The 18879-nt window shown below is 72.0% G+C and carries 15 protein-coding genes; 12 read left to right on the top strand and 3 right to left on the bottom strand.

What is annotated here, in order from left to right:
- Positions 1-184: 184 nt before the first annotated feature.
- Positions 185-1084, bottom strand: a complete 900-nt coding sequence (locus AB0D74_RS19905) for a LacI family DNA-binding transcriptional regulator (RefSeq protein WP_362588156.1) — start codon at positions 1082-1084, stop codon at positions 185-187.
- 503 nt (positions 1085-1587) lie between these two features.
- On the opposite strand from AB0D74_RS19905, the gene folP reads away from it, so the two are divergent.
- From folP to AB0D74_RS19935, 6 genes are all read left to right on the top strand, one after another.
- The gene (folP, locus tag AB0D74_RS19910) at positions 1588-2478 is read left to right on the top strand and encodes a dihydropteroate synthase (protein ID WP_362588159.1); all 891 of its coding nucleotides are present in this window, start codon (positions 1588-1590) and stop codon (positions 2476-2478) included.
- 149 nt (positions 2479-2627) lie between these two features.
- Positions 2628-3974, top strand: coding sequence for an aminomethyl transferase family protein (locus tag AB0D74_RS19915; protein WP_362588162.1), 1347 nt, complete (start codon positions 2628-2630; stop codon positions 3972-3974).
- Between the two features lie 83 nt (positions 3975-4057).
- Positions 4058-4930, top strand: coding sequence for a methylenetetrahydrofolate reductase (locus AB0D74_RS19920; RefSeq protein ID WP_362588165.1), 873 nt, complete (start codon positions 4058-4060; stop codon positions 4928-4930).
- Positions 4927-5835: a formyltetrahydrofolate deformylase gene (gene purU, locus AB0D74_RS19925; protein ID WP_362588168.1), complete on the top strand. Its 909-nt coding sequence runs from the start codon at positions 4927-4929 to the stop codon at positions 5833-5835. Before AB0D74_RS19920 ends, purU begins: the two co-directional genes overlap by 4 nt.
- A gap of 252 nt (positions 5836-6087) precedes the next feature.
- Positions 6088-6951 (top strand): bifunctional 5,10-methylenetetrahydrofolate dehydrogenase/5,10-methenyltetrahydrofolate cyclohydrolase, encoded by an 864-nt coding sequence (locus AB0D74_RS19930; RefSeq protein ID WP_362588171.1) that lies wholly within the window; start codon positions 6088-6090, stop codon positions 6949-6951.
- An 81-nt stretch (positions 6952-7032) separates the two neighbouring features.
- Entirely contained in the window at positions 7033-8232 is a 1200-nt protein-coding gene (locus tag AB0D74_RS19935; protein ID WP_362588174.1) for a chorismate-binding protein, read from the top strand.
- Here the strand turns inward: AB0D74_RS19935 and AB0D74_RS19940 are convergent.
- Positions 8120-9133: a cobalamin-independent methionine synthase II family protein gene (locus AB0D74_RS19940; RefSeq protein ID WP_362588177.1), complete on the bottom strand. Its 1014-nt coding sequence runs from the start codon at positions 9131-9133 to the stop codon at positions 8120-8122. The genes AB0D74_RS19935 and AB0D74_RS19940 overlap by 113 nt on opposite strands.
- A gap of 141 nt (positions 9134-9274) precedes the next feature.
- Positions 9275-9910 (bottom strand): TetR/AcrR family transcriptional regulator, encoded by a 636-nt coding sequence (locus tag AB0D74_RS19945; protein WP_362588180.1) that lies wholly within the window; start codon positions 9908-9910, stop codon positions 9275-9277.
- Positions 9911-10246: 336 nt separating this feature from the next.
- Between AB0D74_RS19945 and AB0D74_RS19950 the strand changes: the two genes are divergently transcribed.
- The 6 genes from AB0D74_RS19950 (at position 10247) to AB0D74_RS19975 (ending at position 18868) form a co-directional block, all read left to right on the top strand.
- The gene (locus tag AB0D74_RS19950; RefSeq protein ID WP_362588183.1) at positions 10247-11347 is read left to right on the top strand and encodes an MBL fold metallo-hydrolase; all 1101 of its coding nucleotides are present in this window, start codon (positions 10247-10249) and stop codon (positions 11345-11347) included.
- 266 nt (positions 11348-11613) lie between these two features.
- Positions 11614-13002 carry an NAD(P)-binding protein gene (locus AB0D74_RS19955; RefSeq protein ID WP_362588186.1) on the top strand — a complete coding sequence of 463 codons (1389 nt, stop codon included), beginning with the start codon at positions 11614-11616 and terminating at the stop codon, positions 13000-13002.
- A gap of 119 nt (positions 13003-13121) precedes the next feature.
- A complete protein-coding gene (locus AB0D74_RS19960; protein ID WP_362588189.1) occupies positions 13122-14048 on the top strand; it encodes a LacI family DNA-binding transcriptional regulator in 927 nt (308 codons plus the stop codon).
- Between the two features lie 234 nt (positions 14049-14282).
- Positions 14283-15644, top strand: coding sequence for an aminomethyl transferase family protein (locus AB0D74_RS19965; RefSeq protein ID WP_362588192.1), 1362 nt, complete (start codon positions 14283-14285; stop codon positions 15642-15644).
- A 4-nt stretch (positions 15645-15648) separates the two neighbouring features.
- Complete coding sequence (locus tag AB0D74_RS19970) at positions 15649-16590, top strand: LysR family transcriptional regulator (protein WP_362588195.1); 942 nt, start codon at positions 15649-15651, stop codon at positions 16588-16590.
- Positions 16591-16774: 184 nt separating this feature from the next.
- Complete coding sequence (locus AB0D74_RS19975; RefSeq protein WP_362588198.1) at positions 16775-18868, top strand: SpoIIE family protein phosphatase; 2094 nt, start codon at positions 16775-16777, stop codon at positions 18866-18868.
- The last annotated feature ends 11 nt before the right edge of the window (positions 18869-18879 follow it).

The following is an 18879-nucleotide window of genomic DNA, read 5'->3' on the forward strand; positions in this document are numbered from 1 at the left end:
CCTTTCCGCCCGGCTTTCCCTCCTCTGAGCTGCACGGATGGCGAAGTCTGCGCCCGGCGCAGACTTACTTTGCGCTCCGTGGAGGGGTGCGTCCTGCGGCGCGGATCCGAGGCGGGAAGCCGCTAGCCGTGGCCGGCGCGGGCAAGGGCCACGGACGGGGGTGAGCCGAGCCGTCGGCCGGCGGTCAGACCGACTCGCGCACGACGACCCGGGCGGGCGGCGGGCGGAGGCCGCTGGTTTCGAGGCCCAGGGCGAGGCGGGCGCTGAGCCGGCCGTGCGCCTCGGCGTCGATGCCGACCGTGGTCAGCGCGGGACTGGAGTACGCGCCGAACCCGTTGTCGTCGAAGCCGATGACGGCGAACTCGTCCGGTACACGGCGGCCGAGGTCGCGCAGCGCCATGAGGACGCGCAGGGCGACATCGTCGTTGAACGCCGCGAAGGCGGTGACACCGGGTGCGCCGGCGAGGAACCCCCCGACGGCCTCGGCGCAGGCGGCCCGGTCCCGAGGGGCGGCGAAGGAGACCGGGACGGGGATGTCCATGTTCATCGCGGCGTGACCGGTGAACTTCAGCCGGGCCGCGGCCAGTGGGGCCTCGATGTCCGGCAGGGCCACGGCGACCTGGGTGTGGCCGTGTTCCACCAGGTGACGGAGTTGCAGTGCGGAGTGGGCCGCGAGCCCGTCACGCCATCCCCCTCCGAGGTCGTGGAGGTCGTCACCCGTCAGATACGTCTCCCCGAAGCGGATGACCGCGCGAGGGGCGATGGCGTCGAGTACCTGCTGGGTGGAGCGCGGCGTGTGGCGGCCGTGGCGGACGAGCAGGACATGGTCGTGGGCGGCGAGTTCGGCATCGAGACCGCGCACGTAACTGGAGGAGTAGGTGCCCTCCATACCCGTGTCGATGTTCAGGACGACCACACGTGAGGAGCCTTCGCGCAGGGCCTTGGCGACTCCGTGCGGCACATAGCCGAGATCGCGGGCGGCCTGCTGGACGCGGTCACGCGTCGCGGCGGAGATCGTCTGGCGCGGATCGTCGTTGAGGACAAAGCTGACGGTGGCACGTGAGACACCGCTGGCCGCGGCCACATCCTTCAGCGTCACTCTCCGGGAAGCGCCCATCACCCCTGCTCCGATGCGGTCCAAGCGCCGCATCCTCCTCCGGGCCGGCGCGCCGCCATTCTAGGGACCCGCCCGTCACCCGCGCGGACACCCGGCCTGCCACCGTCGGCAGCGGCTCGTCGACACCCGGCCCGACACCGCCCGCAGCGGCTTGTCGACGCCCGACGGCTTCCCGTCGGACGCAGGACACCGGTGCCCCGCCTTCTTTCCTCCTGCCGCCGATCTCATCCCTCCGGTCGTCCTTGCGTCGTCCTTCCGGCAGCTCGGCAGAAGCCGAAAGAAAAGGACTAGATCGATTTAGTGAACTCATGTAACCTGTCCGCCATATCGATCGAGCAGTGCCAGCCCGCAGGCCCCGATCCGCGGGCCGAGGAGGTTCCCGAGCCGTGATCGAGATGGAATCCCCTGCCGCGCGCCGACCGGCATCCGAGCTCCCTGACGGGCTTCCGCGTCCCGGCAGGTGCCTCGTGATGGGGATACTGAACGTGACGCCGGACTCGTTCTCCGACGGCGGTCGTCATGTCGGCACCCGGCGTGCCGTTCGCCATGGTCTGCGCATGGCCCGCGACGGCGCCGACCTCGTCGACGTGGGCGGGGAGTCGACCCGTCCCGGGGCCGAGCCGATCCCGGTGACGGAGGAACTGTCCCGGGTCGTGCCGGTGGTGCGGGAACTGGCGCGCGCCGGAGTGTCCGTCAGCGTCGACACCATGCACGCCGAGGTGGCGTACGCCGCCGTCGAGGCGGGGGCGTGCCTGGTCAACGACGTCAGCGGCGGTCTCGCGGACCCCGCGATGGCGGCCACCGTCGCTGAACTGGGCGTCCCCTACGTCGTGATGCACTGGCGGGCGCCGAGTCGCGAGATGGATCGTCACGCGATCTACCGGGACGTCGTGGGCGAGGTCGTCTCGGAGCTCCTTCGGCGTGTCGACGTGCTGGTCGCGGCGGGGGTGGATCCGGGGCGCATCATCCTCGACCCCGGCCTGGGCTTCGCCAAGCACGCCGGCCACGACTGGCGCCTCCTCGCCGAGCTGCGCACCGTGCGGGCCGCCGGTTTCCCGGTGCTCGTCGGCCCCTCCAGGAAGCGCTCCATCGGCGCGGCGCTGACCGGGTACGGAGGCGGCGAGTCCGTGCCCCGCGCCAGGGACGCCGCGACCGCCGCCGTCTCCGCGCTCGCGGCGGCCGTCGGGGCTGCCTGTGTGCGCGTGCACGACGTCCGCTCCAGTCTCCACGCGGTCTGCATGGCCGCGGCCTGGGCCGACGGCGGCCGGACGCTCTCGCCCGGAGCGGCCCGCCGGACGCCGGGCGAAGAAGGTCCCGCATGGGTCTCGCCGGGGAATGCGCCCTCTGCTAGCTTGCGCTAGATCGATTTAGTTCCCCGTTCGACTCCCCGCGTTTCCACGTTTCCGCTTCCCGCGTTCGCCCAGCCGAGCGAGCCGCCCTCGGCCGATAGCTAGATCGATTTAGCACTCGTTTCAACCACCTGATGGATCTCCATGAAAGAAGGAGCCGCATGGCAATCCCCAGCCTCCAGGACGGCATCGACAAGGCCGGCTCGCCCATCGACCTGCTGTGGAAGCCCGGCGCCGAGCCGTGGACCCCGGAGGTCGTCGCCCGCGAGTACCACGGCTGGCGGCAGGAGCAGACGGCCTGGCACGAGGGCGTCGCGCTGCTGAACCTGTCGCACCACATGTACGACCTGCGGATCGAGGGCCCCGACGCCACCCGGCTGCTCGCCGACCACGGCGCCAACAACTTCGAGAAATTCGCCATCGGGCAGGCGAAGCAGTACGTGCCGGTGACCCGCCACGGGCACATCGTCACCGACGGCATCCTCGCCCGGGAGGCCGAGAACGCCTACCTGCTCAGCGGCATCCCGGCCGCCCAGCACTGGGTGCAGTACCACGCCGAGCAGGGCGGCTACGACGTCGCCTTCGAGACGGACGCCTCCAGCGCCTTCCGGCCCGGCGGCGGCGATCCGAAGCTGTTCCGCTACCAGATCCAGGGACCCGGAGCGCTCGAACTCATCGAGAAGGTCTTCGGCGCCCCGATCCCCGAGACGAAGTTCTTCCACGCCACCCCGGTCACCCTGGACGGCCGTGCCTTCAAGGCGCTGCGCCACGGCATGGCGGGCCAGGCCGGCTACGAGTTCATCGGCCCCTGGGAGCACGCCGCACACGTGCACGACGCGTTCCTCACGGCAGGCGAGCCCCTCGGCCTGATCCAGGTCGGCGCCCTGGCGTACGCCACGCCGAGCGTGGAGAGCGGCTGGATCCCCTCGCCCGTCCCCGGCATCTACTCCGACCCGGAGCTGGCGGAATACCGCACGTGGCTCCCGCTGTTCGGCATCGAGGGCAAGCGTCCCCTGAACGGCAGCTACTTCTCGGAGGACATCGAGGACTACTACGTCTCCCCGTACGAGCTGGGCTACGGCAAGCTGATCCACTTCGGCCACGACTTCCTGGGCCGCGACGCCCTGCTCGCGGCCAAGGAGAGCACGGGCCTGCGCAGGAAGGTGACGCTGGTCTTCGACCCGGACGACGTGCGCCGCGTCCTGGGCGGGGGAGCGGACCCGGGCTTCGTGCTCAGCTACGCCCGCCACCGGGTGGAGACCGCCGCGGGTCTGGCCGGCGTCACCATGCAGACGGCGTCCATCGACCCGGTCGGCACGCTCCTGTCGCAGACGCTGATCGACGCCGCGCACGCCGAGCCCGGCACCGAGGTCGCGGTGGTCTGGGGCGAGCACCCCGGAACCGGTACGGACCCCGAGGCCGACCTCGGGTTCCCGCGCATCCGCGCCACCGTCCAGCCCAGCCCGTACGACCGCCACGCCCGCACCGAGTACCGCCGCAACGCCTGACGCGGAGCAGTACCCCCGCGGTCCGGCCGGCGCCTCGGCGCACGGCTGCCGGCCGGACCGCGTCCCTCACCACTAGGAGCACGATGAGCCAGCTCAGTACGGCTTCCGCGGCGGTCAGGACATCGCTGCTGGAAGACTTCTCCCTGGAAATGACCGGCAAGGACGTGCCCAAACTGGAGGAGGCCAGCCACCTCATCCCACAGGGCACGCGGATCAACGTCACCTTCCTCGGCAACGAGAACCTGCCGATGCGCCTCGACGCCGCTCGCGCGGTCAAGAGGCTCGGCTTCGTGCCGGTCCCGCACTTCTCGGCCCGCCGCCTCGGCTCGCGCGCCGATTTCGAGCAGTTCCTGGCCGGACTCCGGGCCGACGGGACCGAGACCGACGTCTTCGCCATCGGCGGGGACCCCGCCCGCCCCGAGGGCCCCTACGAGGACTCCCTCGCCCTGATCGAGTCCGGCCTGCTCCGGGAACACGGCGTACGGCACGTCGGTATCAGCGGCTACCCGGAGGGCCACCCCGCCATCAGCGGGGAGAAGCTGTGGTCGGCGCTCCGCGACAAGAGCGCGGCCATAGCCGCCCAGGGACTGGACGGCAGCATCATCACCCAGTTCGGATTCGACGTCGATCCGGTCCTCACCTGGGTCGAGCGCGTCCGCGACGAGGGCATGGACCTGCCGATCCGCATCGGCGTCCCCGGCCCGGCCGGGGTACGCCGACTCATGGGCTACGCGGCCCGGTTCGGCGTCGGGACCAGCGCCTCCATCGCCAAGAAGTACGGCCTGTCGCTCACCAACCTGATGGGCACCGCGGGCCCCGACCGGTTCCTGCACGCCCTCGCGGACGGCTACGACCCGGACCGGCACGGCACGATGAAGATCCACTTCTATACGTTCGGCGGGCTCAGGGCCACCTCCGAATGGATCGGCCAGTTCAGGAAGGACGCCCTCGCATGACGATCACGCAGGCCGCACCCACCGGCAACGCCGACAAGGGCAAGGAGGCGGACCACCAGGCGTCGCTGATCGTCCAGGGTGCCGACGCCACCGGCATCGTCGCGGCGGTGACCTCGGTCCTCAGCAAGCACGCCGCGAACATCGTCTCCCTCGACCAGTACTCCGACAACCCGCAGGGCGGCGCCTTCTTCCAGCGCACCGTCTTCACCCTCCCCGGCCTCCAGGCCGTCCTGCCCGCGCTGCGCACCGACCTGGACGAGCACCTCGCGAAGGAGTTCGGGCTGAGCTACACCCTGCGCGACATGTCGGCGCCCAAGCGCGTCGCGATCTTCGCCTCCAAGTCCGACCACTGCCTGCTCGATCTGCTCTGGCGTCACCGGCAGGGCCAACTCCCGGTCAGCATCCCCATGGTGATCTCCAACCACCCCGATCTGGCCGAGGAGGTACGGTCGTTCGGGATCCCCTTCTTCCACGTCCCGTGCCAGGGGGCCGACAAGTCGGCGGCCGAGGCCGAGCATCTGCGGCTCCTCAAGGACAACGTCGACTTCGTCGTCCTGGCCCGCTACATGCAGATCCTGTCCGGCGACTTCATCGCGAAGGCCGCAGTGCCGATCATCAACATCCACCACTCCTTCCTGCCGGCCTTCATCGGCGCCGGGCCGTACGCCAAGGCCAAGCAGCGGGGCGTGAAGCTGGTCGGGGCCACCGCGCACTACGTCACCGAGGACCTCGACGAGGGCCCGATCATCGAGCAGGACGTCGTCCGCGTCACCCACGCCCACACCGCCACCGACCTCACCCGCCGCGGCGCCGACGTGGAACGTGCGGTGCTCTCCCGCGCCGTGCTGTGGCACGCCGAGGACCGGGTGATCCGCGACGGCAACCACACCATCGTCTTCGCCTGAATCACCGTTTCACTCGTACCCCCCGACAGGGAAACCCGCCCGGAACAGGGACAGGTGGTCTTGTCGTGCGCCGGAACAGGCCGTCGGGGCGGCGGACGCGGCAGACGCGGCGGACTTCCGCACGATCCGCCGCGGTGCTCGCCGCCGCCCCGACCTCCGGCGCCGTACACCGTGGCCGCACCAGGCCGCGGTCCCCGCACGCAGTCCTCTCCGCCGGGCGAATCGTTCGCTGACAGAAAGCGGTTCGCCACCATGACACACACCATCGACGGCGCGGAGATCGCCCGCGCCATACGGACCCGGGTCGCCGAGCGGGTGGCCGCGACCGCGGCCACCGGACCGGTACCCGGACTCGCCACCGTCCTGGTCGGCGACGACGCCGCCAGCGCCGTCTACGTCGCCGCCAAACGCCGCGCCATCCGCGAAGCCGGCATGCGCGACATCCACCGCCATCTACCGCACCAGGCCGCACAGGACGAGGTCGCGGCGGTCCTCGACGACCTGGCCGCCGACCCGGACGTCTCCGGCATCCTCCTCCAACTGCCCCTGCCCGCACAGCTCGACGCCCCGCCGCTGATCGACCGCATCCCCGTCACCAAGGACGTCGACGGCCTGACCACGGCCAGCGCCGGCCGACTGGCCCGCGGAGAACGCGGGTTGCGCCCGTGCACGCCCAGCGGTGTCATCGAACTCCTCGACACCGAGGGCGTCGAACTCAAGGGCGCCCGCGTCGCCGTGGTCGGCTGGGGCGAACTCGTCGGCCGTCCCCTCAGCCAGTTGCTGCTGCGCCGCGGGGCGACGGTGACCGTCGCCCACGAGTTCACCGCGGACCTCGCCGCCGTGACCCGCCCGGCCGACGTCGTCGTGGTCGCCACCGGCGTACGCGGCCTGATCGGCCAGGAGCACGTCAAGCCCGGCGCGACCGTCGTCGACGTCGGCATCCACCGCACGCCGGGCGGCCTGACCGGCGATGTGCGCGCCGCCGAACTCGACGGCATCGCCGGCCGCATCACCCCGGTTCCCGGGGGAGTGGGCCCGATGACCATAGCCATGCTCCTGGTCAACACACTCCAGGCCGCCGAATGGAGCGCCGGACTTGACGCCGTTCCCGCGTAGTCGGCGCACGCCCGCGCGTCGCCGGGCACCATGCGGGACCACCGAGCCGTCCCCCCTCATGCGCACAGGAAGGCGCCGGACATGAAGGATCTCCCACCCGTGGCCCGGTTCGGTGGCCGTGTCATGACCGGACTCCTCGACGTCACCTCCGACCCGGCGGCACTCGACTCGCAGGGCAGGTGGGCCGTCGTGGCCGGCTTTGAAGGCCGGCTGACCTGTGCCCGCTTCCGAGACATCCGAGACATACGGCCGCTGCCGCGACGCGCGGCCCCGGCCACCCGGTGGAACGGGCCAGGACGGGCCGAGTGGTCGACGTCCCTGGACCGGGCCGCGTACACCGCCGGGGTTCGGCGCATCCGTGAGCACATCGCGGCCGGCGAGGTGTACCAGGCCAATCTGTGCCGTGTCCTGTCCGCCCCTGTGGCCTCCGGCGCGGACATCGAAGCCCTGGCCGACCTGCTGGCCTCGCGCCACCGGGCGCCGTACGCCGGGATGATCAGGCTGCCGGAGCACGGCATCGAGGTGGCGTCGGCCTCCCCCGAGCTGTTCCTCCGGCGGACGGGGAGGGTGATCGAGTCCGGTCCCATCAAGGGCACCGGACGCACCGAGGCGGACCTCCTGGAGAAGGACCACGCCGAGAACGTGATGATCGTCGACCTGGTCCGCAACGACCTCGGCCGGGTCTGCGCGACCGGCAGCGTCACCGTCCCCGGACTGTGCGCCGTAGAGAAGCACCCGGGCCTCGTGCACCTGGTCTCCACCGTCCGGGGCGAGCTGCGGGACGGCGCCGGCTGGGCGGACCTGCTGGCGGCCTCGTTCCCGCCGGGCTCGGTCACCGGCGCGCCGAAGGCGAGCGCCCTGCGGATCATCGAGGCGCTGGAGACAGCGCCGCGCGGCCCGTACTGCGGTGGCCTCGGGTGGGTCGACGCCGACCGCGGCACCGGCGAACTCGCCGTGGGCATCCGCACGTTCTGGATCGACCGGGCACACGGCCGGCTCCTCTTCGGGACCGGGGCGGGCATCACCTGGGGGTCGGATCCCGACCGGGAGTGGGAGGAGACCGAACTCAAGGCGTCCAGGCTCCTGGCCCTCGCATCCCACGTCGAGCCGGCACGGACACCGGCCGACCCCCTGTCACCGGGGCCGCACGACGGTCCTCGAACGCCCGTCAGCCCCACACCAGGCGAGCCGTCTCGGCCACCAACTCCAGTTTCCGTCGCTGGTCTTCGACGGTCAGCGGGTTCCCCTGACCCGCCGAGGCGAACCCGCACCCCGGGCTGAGAGCGAGCTGCTCCAGGGGAATGTACTGGGACGCCTCGTCGATACGGCGGCGCAGCGCGTCGACCGACTCCAGCTCCGCCACCTTGGACGACACCAGACCCAACACCACGGTCTTGGTGGGCGGAACGAACCGCAGCGACTCGAAACCACCGGAGCGCTCGGTGTCGTACCCCAGCAGGAAACGATCGACCTCGACCTCGCCGAAGACGCGTTCCGCGATGTGCTCGTAGCCGCCCAGGGCGGACCCGGCACTGCGCACGTTCCCGCGGCAGAAGTGCATGGCGACCGTCACCCCGGGCCGGTGCGAACGCGCCGCGCGGATCAGGGAGTTGTCGGTGTCGATGACATGGCCGAGACGGCCGTCCAGATCCTGCACCCGGCGCATCCGGGCGGCCTCGGGGCCGACGGTGGCCCAGTAGGCCGGGGAGTCGAGCTGGAGCCAGGTGACCCCGGCGCCGAGCAGGTCGGCGATGTCCTGCCGGTAGATCCCGGCCGGCGCGGCGACCGCGTCCTCGGGGGGCGGGTAGACGGCGCTGGACACTCCCGGCCGCCAGAAGCCCGCCGCCACGGTGGGACTCGCCATGGTGATCTTGTACGGTCCGCGGGCGTTCCCGGCCAGCCACCGCGCCTCGGCCAGCGACAACGGCGTCCGCCGGTAGAACGGGGCGCCGATCTCCACCACCGAGGCCATGGAGTCGTCGCGCCGCACCTCGCCGTCGGTGAACACCTGCATCCCGGCGTCCTCCTGAAGCCTGAGCGCGGCGGTCGCGGCAGCGTCCTCCAGCTCACGGAGGCGTTCCGCCGTCATCGCGCCCCGCCGGAACCCGGCCCGGGCCGCCACGAGTTCGGCAGGACGCAGCAGGCTTCCCACATGCTCGGCCCTGATGGTCGTCGTACCCATGGGTCATCCCTCCGTGCGGTGCCCGAAGCGCGCGCCGACGTCTGCCGACGATGGCAGCGACCGTACGGTACGGTACGGTACGAACCGAGGACAAGAGGCAGGCCGCCGGACGACACCAGCCCCTGGCGTCGGCCCAGGACATCAGCCCCGGACGTCGGCCCCTGGGACGGACACCCCGCGGAGGAAGACCCGCACCGCCGCGACGACGGACGCGCGCACCTCCGCCTCCGTCAGCTTGTACGGAGCATCGGTGAGCAGCCGCATCTGGGCGTCGCCCAGCATGGCCTGGTACAGCTGCGCCGCCGCGCGGAGCGGATCCTCGACCTCGATCAGACCGTCGTCGCACGCCTGCCGCAGGCTGCGCCCGAGCACCCCGTACCCCGCGGCGGGCCCGTGCTCGAAGAACGCGTCCCCGATCCCCGGGATGCGCCCCGCCTCGGCGGTCACCAGCCGGTGCAGGGCGATGGCCTGCGGGGTCAGGACGATCGAGGCGAAGTGCTCGCCGAGGGCCACCAAGGTGTCGGAAAGGCTCCTGCCGCTCGGTGAGAAGGCGTGCAGGGGATCCGACCACTCGTCACAGAGCGACTCCACGGCGGCGCGGAAGAGCGCGCTCTTGTCGGAGAAGTACCGGTAGAGCGTTCCCTTCGACCCGCCCACCACCGCCAGTACATCGTCCATGGAGACACCGCTGTAGCCACGCACGATGAACAGCTCGCCGGCTGCCCGCACGATCAGTCGCCGCCGGTCCGTCGCGGTCATTCTCCGCTCGCTTGCCATGTCCTGGATGTTATGGGACGGCTCAGGACCGCCTTCCCACGGTGCGGCCCGGCCCGCCCCCGGCGTGCCGGCTCGGAGGCGCAAGCGGCAAACGCGGTACCTAATGTTGCGCTGCCGGAAGGACCGTTTCGTACCGTGCTGTGGACAGACCGACGGCCCCTGGACACCGTGGCACAGCGACGGGAGAGATCACGGATCCCTCCCGTCGCGTCGACGCAGCCGTGCGCGCCCTCCGCGCCCACGCCTGCTCCGGTGAGCCGAGGAAAGGTCCCGCGTATGTGCCAGGCCACGGATTCCATGTCACCCGAGAGCCGTGACGCAGCCGAAGCAGGCCCTGTGCCGCAGCAGTCGGCCACCCGCAGGACGATGCTCGCCGGACTCGCCGCCACCGCGGCGGCGACCGCAGGGGAGTGGAGCGGTACCCGGACCGCGGTCGCGGCCACGGCACGATCCGCGTCCCGGCCCGGCGCGCCGCTCTCCCTGACCCTGCTGGGCACCAACGCCGGCCCGGCGCCGCTGGGCACGCGGTACGGCATCTCCTCCGCCCTGGTCGTCAACGGCAGGACCTACGTGGTCGACTGCGGACGCGGAGCCGTCGGCCAGTACCTGCGCGCGGGCCTGTCGATGCCGTCGCTCACCGGCATCTTCCTGACCCACCTGCACGCCGACCACGTCGTGGACTACTTCGCCTTCCCCCTGCTCGCCGCCGGCGCCGCGGGCGGCGTGGGCTTCGCCGCCCCGATCACCGTCCACGGGCCCGGCCCGGCGGGCGTCGACTCGACCGTGGCCACCGCCCCCGGCCAGGTTCCGGGCACCGTGGAGATGACGGAGCTGGCGGCGCGGGCGTACGCCGCGTCCCCCACCTTCTTCATGAGCGAGCACGCGGGCATCGACCCCATGACGCTGCTGCGCGTCCACGACGTGCTGCCGCCGGCGGGCACCGGCGCGTCGACCACGGACACCGCACCGGACATGGCCCCCTTCACCGTCATGGAGGACGACGACGTCAAGGTCACCGCGGTGCTGGTCCCGCACGGTGCGGTGTTCCCGGCGTACGCCTACCGGTTCGACACCGAACACGGCAGCGTCGTCTTCTCGGGAGACACGGCACCGACCACGAACGTGGTCCGACTCGCCCGGCACGCGGACGTCCTGGTCCATGAGGCGGTCTACCCGGCCGGACTGGCGGGCCTTGGGCTGCCCCAGGCCCTGATCGACCACATCCTGGCCACCCACACGGACGTCGCCGGCCTCGGGCGGATCGCGGCGCAGGCCGACGTGCGCACGCTGGTCGCCACCCATCTCGGCCCCGGCGACCCGGCGGTGGTCCCCGACACGACCTGGCGCAGGCTCCTCAAGGACAGCGCACGCCGAGGCGGCTTCACCGGCCGGATGGTCCTGGGCGAGGACCTGCTCCACCTGCCCGTCGGAAGGTGAATCCCGCCCAGCCGCGCGCAAACTCAGCTTTCGTCCGTCGCACGTCCAGCACCCTTACCATCTCCCCACCGCAAGAGTGACCGAACAACCTCGCCCTCGGCGACAGCCCGGCACGTCGACGACGCGCGGACACCGCCGTCGGACACCCCCGTCGGCACACCGCCGTCGGACACCCCGTCGGCACACCGACGCGGCTCACGGCCGACGTGGCTCAGGCCCGGCGTGGCGAGGCCCGCTCAAGCCCTCTTACGCAGGAAGCCCGGAACGTGACCACGCACTCGCCAGTCCCCGGTGCCGACCACTACATCGTGATCGGTGAAACGCATGTGGCAAGCCGCGTGTGTGCCACGCTGCGCGCCGGCCACCGGACGGTCGACCATCTCGCCCGGCCCGGAGACGAGGACCTCCGCACCGCGCTGAGCGGTCGCCCGCGGGGCGTGGCCGTCCTCCTGCACGACGACGTGGCGGCGCTGCGCTACGCCCTCGCCATCGCGCACCTCTCATCCGCGACCCCCCTGGTCGCCACGGTCTTCGACCGCACCGTGGCCGACGAACTGCGCCGCCTGCTGCCGCAGTGCGACATCACGTCGCCGGCGGACCTGGTGGCGCCCGCGCTGGCCGGCCCGTCCCTCGACCCGGAGATCGTCGCGATCCGACGGCACGACGGGCAGGTCCGGGCGGTACGTCAGGACAAGGGCGTCCTGTACGTCGAGGACTGGCAGGAGCGGTCGCAGGCGCGATGGCGCAACCGCGCGAGCAGGGCGCTGAGCCAGTTGCGACCGCACGACGCAGGCACCCGCCTGCTGGTCCTCGGGATGCTGGCCATGCTGACGGTCCTGGCCGCCGACTGGGCATGGCTCGCCGGGCACGGCCACCCCGCGGCGGAGGCGTTCTTCGACGCGGCGCGGGTGGTCTCGGGTGTCGGTCCCGCCGTGGCGCCTTCGCAGGCCCGGGAGTACCAGGTGCTCTCGGCCCTCGCCATGCTCGCCACCATCGCCTTCACCGCGCTGTTCACGGCCGGAGTCGTCGAGCGGATGCTCGGTCCCCGGCTGATCGGGCTCATCGGGCCGCGCACCCTGCCGCGCACCGGACACGTCATCGTGGTCGGCATGGGCCAGGTGGGCATGCGCCTCTGCGTCGAGCTGCGGCGCCTGGGCGTCCCCGTCGTCGGGGTCGAGCGGGACCCACAAGCCTCCGCCGCGCGGCTGGCGCGCAGCCTGGGGGTTCCCGTCATGACCGGGAACGGCGGTGACCGCCATGTACTGGACCGGCTGCGCCTGCGGCATGCCCGCGCACTCGCCGCGGTCGGTTCCGACGACCTCGACAACATCGCCGTCGCCATCGCCGCCCACGGGGTGGCTCCCCACGTCCGTGTCCTCATCAGGGCCGGTGAACACGAGGCCATCGCCGAGACCCGCTCGCTGCTGCCGATGGGAACGGTCAGGGACGTCACCGGGATGGCCGCCGCCTACGTCGTCGCCCGCCTCCTCGGCGAGCCGGTCGCCGGAGTCGTCGCCCACCGGGAGTACATCTATCTGCACGACACCGAGGACTACTTCAGACGTGGCGAGTTGCCCGCCCGGGCCCGTTGCGGGCACCCGTCCGCGACACGAGGGGAGGGGCCGGCGTCCTCCTTCCTCCCCTCGCAGGGCTGACGGGACCGCCCGGCAGGGCGCAGCGCCCGCGGCTGAAACGATCCAGTCCCGTAAGGTTGACGGACAGCCGATGCACGGTGGGCAGCCGATGCGCTCGCGGGAGAGGGAGTCCGTCCGACATGGCCCGTTCTGGCCGGGTGACGTTGACCGATGTGGCCGTGGCGTCCGGGGTGTCGCGGGCGACCGTGAGCTTCGTGCTCAACGACGACCCACGGCAGACCATCTCCGCCGCCACCCGCGAACGCGTCCTGGCAGCCGCCCGCGACCTCGGGTACGTCCCGCACGGGATCGCCCGGGCACTGCGTGAGGGGGCCTCGCGCATCGTCGTGCTCAGCGTCGACCACGGCCTGGAGGGCAACTTCTCCCGGAGCTACATCCTGGGCCTCGACGAGGAACTGGCCGCACACGACCACGTGCTTCTCGTCCGGCACGGGCGTGCGGCGCCGGAGAACCTGAAGAAGATCCTCGACACCATCGCCCCGCGGGCGGTCCTCCGGCTCGGTGAGGCGTACATGCGGGGCGACCGGCCCGCCGACGAGGACTGGGAGCGCGGATTCGCCTTCAACGCCGGCCTGCAGATCGGCTACCTCGCCGAACGCGGACACCGCCACATCGCCATGGCCATGCCCGACCACGACTTCCCGCTGACCGGGGCACGCCTCGGATTCGCCCGGGAGGCGGCCCGGCGGCTGGGGCTTCCGCCCCTGGAGCGTCTCGTCGTACCGCAGCCGCGGGAGGCCGGCGAGGCCGCAGTGGCGGCGGCGCTCGCGGCGCACCCGGAGGTGACCGCTCTCGCCGCGTTCGACGACGACATCGCGCTGCGCGGCCTCACGGCCCTGCGCGACCTCGGACGGCGGGTGCCCGACGACGTGGCCGTGATCGGCTTCGACGAGACGGAGTACGGCTCCCTGTCCACTCCCGCGCTCACGACCGTCCGCATCGATGCCGAGGTCCTCGGGCGGATCGCGGCGCGAGCGGCCCTCGGCCTCGACACCGCAGGGCTTTCCCCGGTGCCGGGCCGGATCGTGGTGCGCGAGTCGGCCTGACCCCGTACCGCCCGCCCCGCTGCTCTGACCACTGCTCGGAAAAACTGGCCTCCGACGGGTTCTTCGCCGTCGGTGGGATCGTCTGCTACCGTCGCGCTTAATCGTTCTAGTAACGCATCCGGTGGCTTCTTCGTCATGGACGAACGAAGAGGTCACGCGCGCGACCCGCGCCGCGGCCGGTACGGCCGGGCCCGGGCGGCGAGAGTCACCAGCGCCCGCGAGCAGGAGAGTGTCATGGGTACAGCCGACATCCAGCGCACCACGTACGACGCGGTCCGGCGGTCGAAGGGCGCCCCCTTCATCGCCGAGCGGCCTGCCTATTTCAGTCCCGCCGCGGCGGCCCAGGACGCGGGCAACACCCGGGGCGGCTTCGGCGAGTTCGCGCAGACCCTCCTGCCCCTGGAGTACACGGACTGGACCGAGGAGAGCGCCGCGCACGTGAGCGCCTGCTACCTCGGGGACTGGTCCAGCCTGCACAAGGTGCTCGTCAGGGGACGGGGAGCCCGGGACTTCCTCTCCTGGCTGGGCATGCGCGACCTGACCCGCTTCGAGTACGGGCAGATCAAGCACCATGTCCAGCTCGACGAACACGGCCGGGTGGCCTCCGAAGGCGTCCTGTGCCGCCTGGCCGAGGAGGAGTTCCTGTACACGGCCGGCAGCGGGGACTGGCTGATCTGGCAGCTCGGCCGGGGCGACTGGGACGCCGAGGCCCTGGACGTCAGCCCCGAGCGGTTCATCTTCGGCGTCCAGGGGCCGGTGTCGCTGGCGGTGCTGGAGGAGCTGACCGGCGAGAGCCTCCGGGACATCGGCTTCAGCCGGAGCCGCGCGTCGCGGCTTGCCGGAGTGCCGGTGCGAATCCTGCGCACGGGGATCTCGGGCGAGCTCGGCTACGAGATCCACGGTCCCGCCGAACAGGCCGGCGAGATCTGGTCGGCGACCGTCGAGGCCGGCCGCCCGCTCGGGATCAGCCAGCTCGGCCTGCGGTCCCAGCCGGTGCAGCACATCGAGGCCGGTATCGCGACGAACGGCCTCGACTACCTCCCCGCCTCGATCCTCACCCCGGGTGCGCCCACCCAGTTCAGGACCGGCAGGCCCGGCGGCAGCTACGTACCGGCCAACGGCATCACGGACTACTTCCGCAAGCCGGCCGAGCTCGGCTGGGGGTTCCGCAAGGGGCTGCCCGGCCGGGACTTCCTCGGGCGGGACGCCCTGGCGGCGGACGCGGCAGCCTACGGACCCCGGCGGACGCTGGTGGGGCTGCGCTGGAACACGGCGGACGTCGTCGGCGTCCTCACCGCCGCTCTGGGGGAGGGCGACCTGCCCGACCCCATGGAGCTTCCGCGCGGGCGCGGCCCCGTCTTCGACCAGGTGCTCGCGGACGGACGCCCGGTGGGCGTCTCGACGGGGCGGACCGTCAGCGTGAACCTCCGGTCGACCATCTCGCTCTGTGTGATCGACGAGAGCCGCGCGACCCCCGGGACCGAGGTCGTCGTGGTGTGGGGCAGGCCCGGGACCGCGCAGCGCGAGATCAGGGCGACGGTGGCGGCACTGCCCTTCAAGCCGGACCGCCGGCGCACCGACGTGTCGGCGGGGTGACGCCGTGGACCGCATGCTCCTGATGAAGAGTTTCGTGACCGTCGCGCAGGTGGGCAGCTTCAGTCAGGCGGCCAGGTCCCTCAGCTCCTCGGGATCGCTGGTCTCCCGCCATGTGGCGGAGCTGGAGCGGCAGGTCGGCGTCCGGCTCGTCAACCGGACGGCCCGCTCGGTCAGCCTCACCGAAGCCGGCGTGCGGTACGCCGAGTTCGCCACCCGCATCCTCAAGGAGATCGAGGCCGAGGACGCCAGCATCGCGTGCGTCCACGACCGCGCCGAGGGGAGCCTCGGCATCGTCTCGCCGAAGTGGATCGGCTGCCTCGACCTCGGCGACGCGATCGCCGCCTTCTCCGTCGCCCATCCCAGGATCTCGGTGCGGTTCGAGCTGGGCGGCCTGTCCGACCGTACCTACGAATTCCTGGACAGCGGCTTCGACATCGCCCTGCACACCCGGGACCTGCGGGACTCCAGCGTCCACCTCAGGAAGATCACGTCGTTGCCCTTCGTGCTCTGCGCGTCGCATGAGTACATCGGCAGGCACGGGGCGCTCACCCACCCGGACGACCTGCCGGCCCACGACTGCCTCGTGCACGTCAACGAGCCCGTCTGGCGCTTCGGGTACGGGTCCGCCTCGACCCTGCACAAGATCCGCAACGTCGCCTACGCGTCCAACTCCTACCTCGCCCTGCAGAAGGCCGCCGTGCACGGCCGGGGCGTCGCCCTGCTTCCGGAGCGGTCGGTCCACGACGACCTGCTCTCCGGCAGGCTGCGGGCACTGCTTCCCGGCCGCACGGTCCCCGACCGGCCCCTCTACGCCGTCTACGGCCCCGGGCAGCCCGCCCCGCGCAAGGTCACCGTGTTCCTCGACTTCCTCGCCCGCTGGTACAAGGACAACCCGGTCCCCGGCGGTGCGGAGCGGGCGGGGACCGGGCGAGCGGCGCAGCGGTGACCGGGTGGCAGGTGTTCACGTGGCGGTGCGGTATGGGTTATTTTGCTTATTTGTAACCACTTGAGCAGAGTGTTCCTGCGGACGGGCAGGAGGCGAGACAGTGGCAGCTGGGAAGCCCGGCGGCCTCGGGAGCCATGCGGAGAGGCCGCAGCCGTCGTGGCCCTGTCTGGCGGCGGTCTCGGCTGTGCAGCCGCGAGACGCGGAGACGCTGTCGGTGGCGCTCCAGCAGGTGACGACATGCCTGGGGGGACTCGGCGCGGCCGTGTACCGGCTCGATCCCGGCGCCCACAGGCTGGTTCTCGTCGCCGCCGACGGACCCGCCTCGGGTGACATGCAGCCGTGGGCGGAACTGGGCGGGGACGAGAAGGAGGCGCCGGTCCTCGCTCTACGGCGCGGCGCCTACACATGGGTGAGCGGAGACCGCCTCGGAGTCGGTGCGGCCGGCACCGTGGCGATGCCTCTGGGCGGTACCGACGGGCCGATCGGCGTGCTGTCGGGGCTCGTGGCCGGACCGGGCGAACCGGGCGAGGTGCGCCGGTCCTTTCTGCGCACGGTGGCGCAGTGGGTCGGCACGGGCCTCATGGGCCCGCCGGGCACGCCACCCGGTCCGGGCTCTGTCTCCGCGGCGGCCCGTTCCGCCCAGATGAGCGAGTTGACGGTCGCGCTCGCCGAGGCGATCACCACCCAGGACGTCGCCCGTGCCGTCGCGGACTACATCCAGGCCCCGTTCGGAGCCGACGGACTGGTCCTCGAAGTGCTCGAAGCCGGCCGGCTGCACGTGGTCGGTTCCGCCGGTTACCCACCGGAGTTCCTGCGCGTGGTCGAAGGAATTCCACTCGAAGCCAATGAGACCGTCCACGACGTGGTGAGCACGCGCACGCCGCGGTTCATCGAGTCGCGCGCCGAGATCTACCGGCGCTACCCGGCGCTGCGGGCGGTGAACGAGCTGTCCCCCAAGGAGGCCTGGGCGTTCCTCCCCCTGCTCGCCTCCGGACGCGTCATCGGCCTGTGCGTCGTGTCCTTCAGCCGGCCGCGTTCCTTCGACGAAGGCGCGCGCATCTGGCTGATGGCCCTGAGCGGCCTGGTCGGCCAGGCACTGGAGCGGGCCCGCCTGTACGACATGGAGCACGCCCGCGCCCAGCAGCTGCAGCGCGGCCTGCTCCCCAAGGCCCTGCCCTGCCTGCCCGCCGTCTGCGCCGTCGCCCGCTATCTGCCGGCGGGCCGGGGCGAGGAGGTGGGGGGCGACTGGTACGACGTGATTCCGTTGCCGGCCGACCGGGTCGCCCTGGTGATCGGCGACGTGATGGGCCACGGCATCACGGAGGCGGCCACGATGGGACGGCTGCGCACCGCGGTGCGCACGCTGGCCGATCTGGACATCCCGCCCGACGAACTGTTCAGCCGTCTGAACGACCTGGTCAGCGAGGTCAGCGAGGACACCTACGCCACGTGCCTGTACGCCGTCTTCGACCCGGTCGCCGCCACCTTCTCGTACTCCCTGGCCGGTCACCCGCCACCGATCGTCGTCCGCCCCGACGGCACCGTCCACACCGCCGACGCGACCCCCGACCCGCCGCTGGGTGCCGCCAAGCCCCCCTTCGGGCTCCACCGGCTGCGCCTCTCGGACGGGAGCATGCTCGCGCTGTGCACCGACGGACTCGTCGAATCCGCCACCCGGGACGTGGACCAGGGAATGGCGCAGCTCAGGCGGATCCTCGCCGAGGCCGCGACCGCGGCCCACGCCCCACACCCCACGGCCGCCGGGGAGGACGACGACATCCGGCACCTGGAGCACCTGTGCGACCGGGTCGTCTCGGCACTGCTGCCCGATCGGGAGCAGATGAACGACGACGCGGGGCTGCTCATCGTCCGTGTCCGGTGCACCGCCCCCCGAGACGTCATCTCCTGGAACCTTCCGGTGGATCCCCGGGCCGCCGGGCAGGCACGGGACCACATCCGCAAGCAGCTCCGCAACTGGGACCTCGACGACCTGGTGCTCACCACCGAGCTGCTGGTGAGCGAACTGGTCGGCAACGTCGTGCGCCACGCCACGGGCCCGGTCCATCTGCGCCTGCTGCGCAGCCGCGCCCTGACCTGCGAGGTCTACGACGGCAGCCTCACCACTCCCCGCATCCGCCACCCCACCCACACCGACGAAGGCGGACGCGGCCTGCAACTCGTCGCCGCCCTCTCCCGCCGCTGGGGCGCCCGCTACCTCCAGGACGGCAAGTGCATCTGGACCGAGCAGGACCTCCCGGAGCGGACCGCGCCCGTGTGACCTGGCGTTGA

Origin of the sequence: Streptomyces sp. NPDC048278 (assembly GCF_040652195.1) — a bacterium.
Classification (GTDB): domain Bacteria; phylum Actinomycetota; class Actinomycetes; order Streptomycetales; family Streptomycetaceae; genus Streptomyces.